Annotated in this window: 9 protein-coding genes; 2 read left to right on the forward strand and 7 right to left on the reverse strand. The window is 58.5% G+C overall.

Annotated features, from left to right (window positions below):
• Positions 1-7: 7 nt before the first annotated feature.
• Complete coding sequence (locus G6L97_RS16310; protein WP_003510985.1) at positions 8-1,489, forward strand: TRAP transporter large permease; 1,482 nt, start codon at positions 8-10, stop codon at positions 1,487-1,489.
• A 313-nt stretch (positions 1,490-1,802) separates the two neighbouring features.
• Here G6L97_RS16310 and G6L97_RS16315 read toward each other — a convergent pair whose 3' ends face one another.
• On the reverse strand, positions 1,803-2,900 hold the full coding sequence (locus tag G6L97_RS16315) for a TRAP transporter substrate-binding protein (protein ID WP_003510986.1): 1,098 nt from the start codon (positions 2,898-2,900) through the stop codon (positions 1,803-1,805).
• A gap of 305 nt (positions 2,901-3,205) precedes the next feature.
• Here G6L97_RS16315 and G6L97_RS16320 point away from each other — a divergent pair, with 305 nt between their 5' ends.
• Positions 3,206-3,961, forward strand: coding sequence for a gamma-glutamyl-gamma-aminobutyrate hydrolase family protein (locus tag G6L97_RS16320; RefSeq protein WP_035199479.1), 756 nt, complete (start codon positions 3,206-3,208; stop codon positions 3,959-3,961).
• Between the two features lie 89 nt (positions 3,962-4,050).
• On the opposite strand, the gene G6L97_RS16325 is transcribed toward G6L97_RS16320, so the two are convergent.
• From G6L97_RS16325 to G6L97_RS16350, 6 genes are all read right to left on the reverse strand, one after another.
• Positions 4,051-5,082, reverse strand: a complete 1,032-nt coding sequence (locus G6L97_RS16325) for an ABC transporter permease (RefSeq protein WP_003510990.1) — start codon at positions 5,080-5,082, stop codon at positions 4,051-4,053.
• 32 nt (positions 5,083-5,114) lie between these two features.
• Entirely contained in the window at positions 5,115-6,656 is a 1,542-nt protein-coding gene (locus G6L97_RS16330; protein ID WP_003510992.1) for a sugar ABC transporter ATP-binding protein, read from the reverse strand.
• A gap of 241 nt (positions 6,657-6,897) precedes the next feature.
• On the reverse strand, positions 6,898-7,827 hold the full coding sequence (locus G6L97_RS16335; protein ID WP_003510994.1) for a sugar ABC transporter substrate-binding protein: 930 nt from the start codon (positions 7,825-7,827) through the stop codon (positions 6,898-6,900).
• A 362-nt stretch (positions 7,828-8,189) separates the two neighbouring features.
• Positions 8,190-9,632: a M20 family metallopeptidase gene (locus tag G6L97_RS16340; protein WP_003510996.1), complete on the reverse strand. Its 1,443-nt coding sequence runs from the start codon at positions 9,630-9,632 to the stop codon at positions 8,190-8,192.
• A gap of 127 nt (positions 9,633-9,759) precedes the next feature.
• Positions 9,760-11,304, reverse strand: a complete 1,545-nt coding sequence (locus tag G6L97_RS16345; protein WP_174003445.1) for an ABC transporter substrate-binding protein — start codon at positions 11,302-11,304, stop codon at positions 9,760-9,762.
• A 29-nt stretch (positions 11,305-11,333) separates the two neighbouring features.
• Positions 11,334-12,176 carry a serine hydrolase gene (locus tag G6L97_RS16350; RefSeq protein WP_174003447.1) on the reverse strand — a complete coding sequence of 281 codons (843 nt, stop codon included), beginning with the start codon at positions 12,174-12,176 and terminating at the stop codon, positions 11,334-11,336.

Raw genomic sequence — 12,176 nt, forward strand, 5'->3', positions numbered from 1 at the left:
ATTTCCCATGTTCGAATATGGAATTCTTCCGCCACTGATGTTCCTCGGCATGATCATCTTCATGCTCTACGGATTTCCGGTTGCTTTCTCTCTTGCCACCGTCGGTCTGGTTTTCGGCGTCATCGGCATCTTCACCGAGCATTTTTCGCCGGCCTTCCTTCAGGCCTTGCCGCTGCGCATCTTCGGCATCGTCTCGAACGACCTGCTGCTCGCCATTCCGTTCTTCACCTTCATGGGCGCGATCCTGGAGCGATGCGGGCTTGCCGAAGATTTGCTTGAAGGCACGGGCAAGCTGTTCGGCGCCATTCCGGGCGGCCTCGCCTATGCCGTCATCATCGTCGGCGCAATCCTTGGCGCGATCACCGGCACGGTTGCCGCCTCCGTCATCACCATGGGCGTCATCTCGCTGCCGATCATGCTGAAATACGGTTACAATCCGCGCCTCGCCACCGGCGTCATCGCCGCGTCGGGAACCATCACGCAGGTCATTCCGCCTTCGCTCGTGCTGATCGTTCTTGCCGACCAGCTCGGTAAATCCGTCGGCGACATGTATCTCGGCGCAATCGGCCCGTCGATCCTGCAAGTCGCCATCTTCATGCTCTTCATCCTGTTCATGTCGATCGTGCGGCCGAAGGATTTGCCTGCTTTGCCGCCAGAAGCGCGGGGCGAACTCAACCGTGCACTGGTATTTCGCGTGCTGGCGGGCATGGTGCCCTCCATCGTGCTGATCTTCCTCGTGCTCGGCACCATCTTCCTCGGCCTTGCAACACCAACGGAAGCCGGCGCGCTCGGCGTCGTCGGCGCCATGGCGCTGGCCGCAGCCCACCGCCGCCTCACCTGGGATCTCGTCAAGCAGGGCATGCATTCCACCATGCACATCACGTCCATGGTGGTGTTCATTCTGGTAGGCGCCACCTGCTTTTCCCTCGTCTTTCAGGGCATGGACGGTTCGCTGTGGATCGAACACATGTTGTCGGGCATTCCGGGCGGCCCGATCGGCTTCCTGATCTTCGTCAACATCTTCATCTTCTTCCTCGCCTTCTTCCTCGATTTCTTCGAGATCGCCTTCATCGTTATCCCGATGCTCGCACCCATCGCGCAGGCGCTCGGCATCGACCTGATCTGGTTCGGCGTGCTGATCTGCATCAACATGCAGACCAGCTTCATGCACCCGCCCTTCGGTTTCGCGCTGTTCTACCTGCGCTCAATCGCGCCGCGCACGGTCAAGACCTCGGATATCTACATGGGTGCCATTCCCTGGCTCGGCATGCAGCTCATCCTCGTCGCCATCGTGATCTTCTGGCCGGAATCCGTCACCTACTGGTTGGACAAAGCACCCCAGGTGGACCTCAACTCCATCAAGATCGAAGTGCCTGCCTTCGGCAATCAGGGCGGCAACACCATGCCCAATTTCGGCCTGCCAGGAGGCCAGCCGGGTGGGTTGCCAGGTATGCCCAACCTCGGTGAACCACCGAAGATCGGGCCTTAACCGGCGTCTTTTACGGATTTTTCGGAGAACTGATCATTGCTGAGTGGAAGACAGGGTTGCACCCCTGCCTTCCATTTACTCTGTGTGAAAATTGAACCTGACAGTCATCGACCAGCCTGTCCGGTTTTTCCGAGGTCGGCGTAGCCAATCCTTGCCGGGACTACGCCTGGTTATTGAGGCTGCTGCTCTTGCTTCCGACAGCCCTGATCGTCAATCGCCCTTTCCTATCGGGCGGATGCAGGCGCGACGGCACAACAAAAACCCCGGGGACCGAAGTCCCCGAGGCTTTTGTCCGGTCCGCCGCACCGAATAATCAGAGCTTGCCGTTACGCTGCTGGATCATCATGAAAGTATCGAAAGTATATTCCGCAAGCTGCATCCACAGGTAACCCTCGCGCTTGAAGGCGACCTGATCCTCGTAGATCTTCTTGAAGTCCGGGTTGGTTGCTGAAATATTGGCATAGACTTCCAACGCTGCCTTATAGCAGGCCTCGAGGATTTCCTGGCTGAAGGGCCGCAGCACGGCACCTTCCGAAACCAGCTGCTTGATGGCGATCGGGTTTTTCGCGTCGTATTTCGCCATCATGCTGGTATTGGCGAAAGCGCAGGCATCCTGCAGCACCGTCTGGTAGTTCTTCGGCAGGCTGTTCCACTTGTCCAGATTGACGAAGGAATGGATGACCGGGCCGCCTTCCCAGAAGGCCGGGTAATAATAATATTTCGCCACCTTCTGGAAACCGAGCTTGTGGTCGTCATACGGACCAACCCATTCGGCGGCATCAATGGTGCCTTTTTCCAGCGCCGGATAGATATCGCCGCCGGCGATCTGCTGCGGGACCACGCCGAGCTTTTCCACCACCTTGCCGGCAAGACCGGCAATGCGCATCTTCACGCCCTTGAAATCGTCGACGGTGTTGATTTCCTTGCGGAACCAACCGCCCATCTGGGCGCCGGTATTGCCTGATATCATGCCGTAGAGATTATGCTTGGCGTAAAACTCGTTGAGCAGCTTGTTGCCGTTGCCTTCGTAGAACCAGGAATTGGTCAGGCGGGCATTAAGACCGAACGGTATCGCCGTGCCGATAGCGAAGGTCGGATCCTTGCCGACGTAATAATAGGAGCAGGTATGGCACATTTCCACCGTACCCGATGATACGGCATCGGCTGCTTGCAGGCCGGGCACGATTTCGCCAGCCGCAAAGGGCTGGATGGTGAAATTGCCGTCGGTAGCGGCCGCCACATGTTTGGCAATATCCTCGGCGCCGCCATAGATTGTATCGAGAGACTTCGGAAACGACGACGTCAGTCGCCAAGTGATCTTGGTATTCTGTTGTGCAATTGCGGGCGCAGCCAAGGCTGTCGCAGCAGCCCCCGCCAGCGCACCTTTTTTCATAAAGGAACGGCGATCCATCTATATCCTCCCAGATATCAACGCTGCCCGCAGCTTGAATTCCCCTCGTGCTGTTCAGGCATCGCAGCAAAGTAAGCACGGTTACCGCCCAGCTGACAAGCACCCGCGTCAAGAATTAATTGCCGGAAAACCAGCCATATCAGGATTTTTTCGGCGGCCTCTTCGCTATTTTATTTGCAACTGAAATATCGCGACGCCGCCTTATACTTTAGCCGCATATATTGCGTTCCGATGACGAAACACATGCTTGACTTGGCCCGCTGGCAGTCGCACAAATTTTCGAAGATTCGCCCCCCGGAGCCACCATGCCAAAACCGATAATCGCCGTCCCCGCCGACATCCGGCATTTCACCGGAGCCGACTGGCACGCCGCGCAGAACCAGTATCTTTCCGCGGCGCTGAGGGTGGCTGACGTCATGTCCTTCATCGTTCCGGCCTTCGAGGACGGCAATGAGGTCGATGCCATCCTCGACCGGGTCGATGGCCTGCTCGTCTCCGGCTCGGCCACAAATGTCCACCCTTCTCTTTACGGAAAAGAGGCACAGGAGAGTGACGGCCCGTTCGATCCAGCCCGCGACGCCACCAGCCTGCCGCTGATCCGCCGGGCGTTGGAACGCGGCATTCCGATGCTTGCCATCTGTCGCGGCATTCAGGAGCTGAACGTCGCGCTGGGCGGCACGCTTGCTTCCGAAATTCAGGAACAGCCCGGAATTTGGGACCACCGCAAGCCGGAACATGAGGACCGCGACGTGGCCTTCGCCATCCGCCAGCCGGTGCATGTGCGCGAAGGCTCCTGCATTGCACAGCATCTTGGCATGTCGGGAGAAATCCAGATCAATTCGCTGCATCGGCAGGCAATTGCCGAGACCGCGCCACGCCTGCAGGTGGAGGCGACAGCGGCAGACGGCACGATCGAGGCCGTTTCCGTCATCGATGCCAAGGGCTTTGCCGTTGGTGTGCAATGGCACCCGGAATATTGGGCCGAGACAGACGCACCCTCGCGCGCTTTGTTTGAAGCTTTCGGCAGGGCAGTTCACGAGTACCGGAACAGCAAGACCTGAAACCGACCCCTCCCCTCCAAGGTCCTTGTCGATAGGACAAAAAAAGGGGCAAGCCTGAAGGCCTGCCCCAGGTCCGGGAGGAGGAGTGCTTAGCGTTTTGCGCGTTTCTTCTGGCGGTAGACGTCAGCGACGACCGCAGCCACGATGATCAGTCCCTTGACGATCTCCTGGTAATAGGCATCGACCCTGAGGAACGTGAAACCGGATGTCATGACACCGAGAATGATGGTGCCGATCACTGTGCCGGTAATACGGCCAGCACCGCCGGCGAGCGAAGTGCCGCCGATAACGGCCGCGGCGATGGCGTCGAGTTCATACATCACACCCATGCCGGCCTGCGCCGTCTGTGCACGGGCAGCGGTGACGACACCAGCAAGACCGGCCAGCATGCCGGCAATGGCGTAGACCTTGATCAGATGCGCCTCGATATTGATACCGGAAACGCGGGCGGCCTGCTGGTTGGCGCCGATGGCATAGGTGAACTTGCCGTAACGGGTGTAACGTAGCGCAACGTGGAAAATAACCGCGACGACGAGGAAAACCACGACCGGCCAGACACCTGTACCGATGAAGGTGAAACCGTCGGTCAGACCGGAAATCGGCTGGCCCTTGGTGTACCATTTGGAAAGGCCGCGCGCCGTCACCATCATGCCCAGGGTTGCGATGAAGGGCGGGATTTTCGTGCGTGCTATAAGCTGCCCGTTGATGAAACCGGCCAAGGCGCCAGCCAGAATGCCGACAGCCAGCGGCATGAAGAAAGGCAGATCGGTCAGACCCGGATAAAGCGCCCGCGGCCATGTGGAGGACTGCCCCACGCTGGCGGACAACATCGCCGTCAGGCCGACGACCGAACCGGAGGACAGATCGATGCCGCCGGTGATGATGACCTGCGTGACGCCGACGGCGATGATGCCGATGACGGACACCTGCAGGATCATGATCGTCAGGCGCTGCTGGTTCATCAGAAAGCTCTGGCCGATGAAAATCCAGCCAAGAATTTCGTAAACCAGCGCGATGCCAATCAGCACGAAAAATATATTTGCTTCGGGCGGTATGCGCCTATGCGGCTTGCGCCCAGATTTTGCATCCAACTCTGCGTTGGCGGCGGCGTTCGTATTCATAGTCATTCCTCCTCGAGAAATCCCGGCGCGCCTCACCGCGATGCGAGATCCATCACCTTCACCTGTGTGGCTTCACTTCTGTCAAGAAAGCCCGTCACGCGACCTTCATGCATGACCATGATACGGTCGCTCATGCCCAGAACCTCCGGCATTTCGGAGGAAATCATGATGACGGCGACGCCATTGCGCGCCATCTCGCCGACCAGCTTGTGGATTTCGGCTTTTGCCCCGACATCGATCCCGCGCGTCGGCTCATCCAGAATGAGGATACGTGGCTGTGTCAGCATCCAGCGCCCGATCAGCACCTTCTGCTGATTGCCGCCCGACAGGTTTTCGATGCGCTCGTAAAGATTGGGCGTCTTGACCCGGAGCTTGCGGCACATGTCGTCGCAGGCTTCCGAAAGCGTCTTTTCCTGCACGAAGCCGTTGGCGACATATTTGTCCTGTAGAACCGCGATCTGCATATTCTCAAGAATATTGAGAATCAGCAGGCAGCCGGTATCCTTGCGGTCTTCCGTCAGGAACGCCATGCGGTGACGGATCGCCTCTGTCGGACTTGCGATCGACACAGGCTTGCCGTTGATTTCCACAGTGCCCGAAGACGCCGGCGTAACGCCGAACACCGTTTCCGCCACGTTCGAGCGGCCAGAACCGACAAGGCCGGCGACACCTAGAATTTCCCCGGCGCGAACATCAAATGACACGTCATGGAAGACGCCGTTCAGCGTCAGGTTCTTGACCGACAGCACCACATCGCCGATCGGAACCTCTTCCTTCGGGAACATCTGGGTAATTTCGCGCCCCACCATCATGCGGATGATGTCGTCTCGCGTCACATCGGTGGACGCGTGGGTGCCGATATATTTGCCGTCGCGAAAGACGGAAAACTCATCGGCGATCTCGAAAAGCTCATTCATCTTGTGAGTGATGTAGACGATGCCGATACCGCGGTCCCTGAGGTCGCGGATGATGCGGAACAGATGTTCCACCTCGCGCTCAGTCAACGCTGACGTCGGTTCGTCCATGATGAGAACGTCGGAGTCGTAGGAAACCGCCTTGGCGATTTCGACCATCTGCCGGCTTGCGACCGATAGTTCGCCGACACGCATTTCCGGATCGAGATCGATACCGAGCCTTTCGAGCAATGTCTGGGTGCGGCGATACATTTCGCCATGGTCGATAAAGCCCAGTCGGTTTTTCGGCTCGCGGCGAATCCATATATTTTCCGCTACCGTCATATAGGCCATCAGGTTGAGTTCCTGATGGATCATCGCAATGCCGTTTTCGAGCGCATCAAGCGGTGAATCAAGGCGTATCGCAGCGCCCTTCAGGCGAATTTCTCCGACGTCCGGCTGGTAGATACCTGCCAGAATCTTCATCAGCGTCGATTTACCGGCGCCATTCTCACCCATCAGCGCATGCACGGTGCCGCGCTTGAGGTGGAACGAAACGTCATCCAGCGCGACAACGCCGGGAAATTCCTTGCGTATGCCGTCCGCTGCGAGAAGATATTCTGCATTGGGCACGGCGCCGCTGGCGCGCACGGCGGCCATTGTCGATGGGCTGACGACCATCTTATCCTCCACGATAGACAAAAATGACCGGGGAAGAGGTTTCGCCAAAAGGCGCCCATCCTCCGGGGAGGCCTACAGCACCGTGCCGATCAAGACACACATAAGCGCTGTAACACTTTGAATTCACTGAAATACTATTCTAGCCTGGTTCAACTCGGCGTCTGAGACGCCGACTGCCGTCCAGAACCGGCATTTGCTTCCGATATTGCTTGAAACGGTCGCAAATGCCGGTAAAGGGTCGTCAGTTCTTGGCTACGTAGTCCTTGACGTTTTCCGGGGTAACGAGCTGGAAGGGAATGTAGACCTTCTTATCCACCTTGTCGCCCTTGACGAGCTTCAGTGCGGCATCGAGAGCACCCTTGCCCTGGCCAGCCGCATCCTGGAAGACCGTCACGTCGAGATCGCCTGCCTGCATGGCGGCAAGAGCGTCTTGCGTGGCATCCACACCGGCAACGACATATTCCTTCATGTCCTTGCCCGCGGCCTTCAGAGCCTGGATAGCGCCGATCGCCATTTCATCGTTATTGGCAATGACGGCATTGAACTCGATACCGCCGGACAGCCAGTTGGTGACGAGGTCGGAACCCTGCGTGCGCTGCCAATTGGCCGTCTGCTCTTCAACCACGGAAATGCCCTTGCATTCATCGGTTTTCAGAACATCGTGAACGGCCTGCGTGCGCATGCGCGCGCCCTGATTGGACAACTCGCCCATCATGATCACGGCCTTGCCCTTGCCACCGAGAAGGCGGCAGACTTCCTTGGTTTCAAGCGTGCCGGCCACAGTTTCTTCCGATGCCACGAAGGCCTGGCCGTCTGGCAGGGAATCCACGTTTACCGGCTGGCGGTTGACGTAAACCAGCGGAATCTTGGCTTCAGCAGCAAGTTTCGACATGGCCGCCGTCGCATCCGTATCAACCGGATTGACGATGATCGCATCGACCTTGGAGGCGATGAAATTCTGGATCTGGCTCTGCTGCTTGGCAACGTCGTTCTGCGCGTCCTCAACTTGCAGGGTGACGCCCTTCAGCTCCTTGGAATAATCCTGCATGCCGTTGCGCAGCACGGTCAGGAAGTTGTCGTCGAACAGGGCCATCGAAACACCGACGGTCTCGGCATGTGCCGCCGTGCCCAAAAGCACAGACATAGCCGCACTGATAATAAGCTTTTTCATTGTTTTCTCCTCCTCGGTGTCCAGCGCCACCTCTCCCAGCCGGAAACGGACCCGAGAGCCCGCCGCTAACTCCTCACATCCAGAAAACGGAATAATGAAACCGAATTTCTGTTGTTCGATATATTTATTCCATTTTTGGTTCGAACGTCAATGCTTTCTTCGTGGCCGTGAAGCGAGACGGCACACAAGGCGGTGATGACCAGGAGTTTTCAGAGAAAACGGGGATAGCCCCCTTCACCCTGGCGTGGGCGGAGGGGGCTCATGCGCCTGCTGAGCACTTTCGCGGAAGTCGCTGGGCTGCCTGCGATAAAACATCACGGACAAATGGAAGAGTGGGACGGGCGCGAAAGACGCGCCACGTCTTAATCGTGAAAACCGGGCATCACATCCGCCGGAATGGGGCAGACATAATCACTGCCCTCGGTTTTCTCCAGCCATTCTTTTTTGACACTTTCAAGCAGCTCGGGCGAGGTCATCAGCGAAAGACCCGTCGATGCGAGCGTCTTGGCGGCGTGTGCCATGGCTTTGTGGGCGGCCGGGCTTTTGCCCTGCGCCACCACCTGCCATGTATGCGGATTGGTCCCGATTGCCCATGCGGGCGTCCAGCATTGCGCTGTCGGCGTTACCCAGCTGACATCACCGACATCGGTCGATCCGGCACGAAAATGCGACTGCCCCTCGAAATCGCGCAGGCCGAGATGCAGCGGCGTCGACCCGTCGATCTTCCCGTTGGAAAAGACGTCGCCCTTGATCTGGTAGAGCCGGATGCTGCTTTTGATCGCCTCTTCCGTGAACGTGTCCTGAATGACCTTGGCGAAGGCCTGATCGGCCTCGTCGAAGGCTATGGGTCCAAGCGCCACCATGTTTTCATGCATCGCCGTTTCGAGCGTGATGTTGGGCAGGAGATTGGTGGAGGCGGTATCGAAGACGATCTCCACCTCTGTTTCGGTCATCATGGCCGCACCACGCGCGACCTTGTCCACACGGGCTGCCAGATCGAGCGCCTGGCGCATTTCAGGTGCGCGGATCAGATAGAGCACTTCGGCCTTTGCCTGCACCACATTTGCCGCTTTGCCGCCGGCATCGGTGATCGCATAATGCACCCGGCAATCCTGCGGCATGTGTTCGCGCAGGAAATTGACGCCGACATTCATCAGTTCAACGGCATCGAGCGCCGAGCGACCAAGATGGGCGGCGTTGGAGGCATGGGAAGCAACGCCCTTGAAACGATAAAAATATTCCAGCACCGCGAGATTGTTGGTGGAGCGCACGCCGTTGAAGGGCGCGGGATGCCATGTCAAAGCCGCATCGACATCGTCAAAAAGACCGGCACGCACCATGAAAGTCTTGCCGGAACCGCCCTCTTCGCCGGGGCAGCCATAATAACGCACCGTGCCGGGCAGGTTGTTGGCTTTCAGATGCCGGGCAAGTGCGATAGCGGCCATCAGCGAGCCGACGCCGAGCAGATTGTGGCCGCAGCCATGGCCGGAGGCGTCGGGTTGAAGCGGTTTTGCCTCGGCCACGCCGGCCATCTGGCTCATGCCAGCAAGCGCGTCAAATTCACCGAGGAAGGCAATAACCGGCTTGCCGTGGCCGAATTCACCGATGAAGGCCGTGTCCATGCCAGCTACACCGCGGCGGACCACAAAGCCGTTCTCCTCAAGCGCGTTTGCTAGAACCCCGGCAGATTGCCTCTCCTCGAATTTGAGTTCGGCAAAATCCCAGATGCTGTCGCTCAAAGTGGTGAAATGTGGCTTCATTGACTCGATTTCGGCGGCAATCGACATCACGGCTTCACGGTTCATGGCTTGTCCTCGCATTCCTGCCCTTTAAGGGCGCACGCAAACGCTTCGGCGGGGGGCCGCCAAATCATTACGGTCATGATGGAAAATGCCCGCGCCGGGCTTTGCTTCCGGCGCGGGCAATATTGGATCAGTTGTCGACCGAGACTTCCCAGAGGCGGGCGTTCGACTGCCAGACCGGCTGACCCTTGAGCTTCTTGGTCGCGCCCCAGACATCGACCATGTCGTAAAGGAAGATGCCGGGCATTTCCTTCAGCATCAGTTCGTGGAACTCGTCGAAAATTTTCTGGCGCTTCGCCTGGTCGGCCTCGACATAGGCAGCCTTCATCAGCTCGATCGCCTTCGGATCATCCCACATCAGGGAGGCGTTCTTGTCCTTGTTACCGACGTAGAATGCATACATCAGGGCCGGATCGAGACGCGGCGCGACAGACTGGGAGATCACCTGATAATTGCCGGAACGGCGACGATCCACCTGCGTGGCATAGTCCAGCACCTCGATCTGTACGTTCAGACCCGCCTGCTGCATCATGGCCTGCGCCATGACGGCTGCCGGAAAACTCGGCACATTGCCGCGCTTGTTGGCGATGATAGAGATCGGCTCGCCCTTGTAACCGGCTGCCTCCAGTTCCTTCTTGGCTGCCTCGATGTCATAGGCCGGACGCTTCTTCTGGGTCTCATCGAAATAGACCGAGTCCTGCGAAACCATCGAGCCGTTTGCTTCGCCCGTACCGTTCGATGCGGCGGCGACCAGTTCATCGAGATCAAGCGCCATCGCCATGGCGCGGCGCACGCCTGGATTGCTCAGCACCTTGTCGCGGGTCTGAATATAGAAAAGGTTCTTGCCGTTGTTGCGGGCAACAATGAGCTGCATCTTCTCATTCGTCTTGAACTCCGGAATGAGATCGGGAGAAATCTCGGCGGTGTCGAGCACGCCGGATTCGAGGCCCGCCTTCACGGTCGAGGCGTCCGGAATAACCATGAACTTGATGCCGTCGGCCAGCGGCCGCTTGGAGCCGACCATGCCATCCGGCTTGCCGTCGTTCACAGGCGAAACATAATCCGCGAATTTGGCGAGGCGGATATATTCACCCTTCTTCCATTCGTTCCACTGGAACGGACCGGTGCCGATGGGCTTGACGAAGCTGCCGTCAGCGGCAACAGATTCCGGCGAGATCATGCCGGTATAACCGCATTCGGGCCGCGACATCAGGCCGAGGAAAACGGCTGACGGCTTTTCAAGCTTAATCTGAACCGTGGAGGCGTCCGTGGCCTTGACGCCGGTGACATGCGCGGCACCGCCTTCCACGAAATCATTCAGGCAAGCCCATTTGGTTTCGGGCTTCAGATAGCGCGTCCAGTTCCAGACGACATCTTCTGCGGTGAGCGGCTTGCCGTTATGGAATTTTACATCCGCGCGCAGCTTGAACGTATAGGTGAGGCCATCTGGCGAAACCTCGAAGCTCTCGGCAAGCAGCGGCTTTACTTCGCCGCCATTGTTGTAACCGACGAGGCCTTCGACGATGTGCAGGATCACCCCGTCCGTATTGCCGTCACGATTGACGCCGGGATTGCTGCTGCGCAGATCGGAGCTCTGCGCGATGGTAATGTCGCGAGCCGCCGCGATATTGGCTGTTACGAGCAGGGCCACGCCTGCGAGAAGAAGTTTGTTCACTGTTCTACCCTCTTTGTTGTCGTTGATTATCATTGTTGAAAGCCGTCCCAGCAGGCCTGCGCCAGCCGGCCGATCGTTTCTAGCGCGATGGTGTATCCCGGCGTGCCGTCAGGCATCACCTGCGGCACTTCATCGGTATAGGCGGTGATGATGAAAGACGGCGCGCCGTTTCTGTAGACGATGCCGGCGTCCATACGCCCGCGCTTGCCGCGTCCGCTCTTGCTCGCCACCACAGCCTCGAACGGCAGGCGGGAGCGGATTCCGTAGCGCAATATCTGGTTTTTCAGCGTCTGCATTGCCCAGCCGCACAATTGCGGGCTGCAGCCGAGCTTTGCCTGCGCCTCTGGCGAGGACTGGGCATGGAGAATGGTCTGAAGCAGCAGCACCTGGTCCGCCGCCGAGGTGGTCGTGACGGTCTTCAGCGGATGATCGGCCGCCAGCGCCAACGGCGGAATGAGGAAACGGTGGTGGGTATTGGCCATGCCGAGCGTCTTGCAATAGCTGTCCACCTCCTCAAGCGTCAGCCGCTCCAGCACCATCTTGGTGCAGACATTGTCGCTCAGCACCATCATGCCGGCGAGCGCATCGCGCAGGGAAATGACGATGCCCGGTGTCAGATAGCGGAACATGCCGCTGGCCACCTCTTCCGCCAGCCTCTTCTCATAGGTGACGGGCTGGTCGAGATCGAGCCGCCCTTCGCTGGCCGCCTTGAGCACTGCCATCATGATCGACGTCTTGCGGGTGCTGCCCGATGGGGTCTCCTCGTTTTCTCCCCGTCCGATCTCTTCGCCGGACAGGAGATTGCGCACCATGAAGCGCGTCACAAAAGGCTGTGCATCACAGATAGCATTCAGTTGGGCAGCCACAGTCAT

The sequence above is a fragment of the Agrobacterium tumefaciens genome, assembly GCF_013318015.2.
In the GTDB taxonomy this organism is placed as follows: domain Bacteria; phylum Pseudomonadota; class Alphaproteobacteria; order Rhizobiales; family Rhizobiaceae; genus Agrobacterium; species Agrobacterium tumefaciens.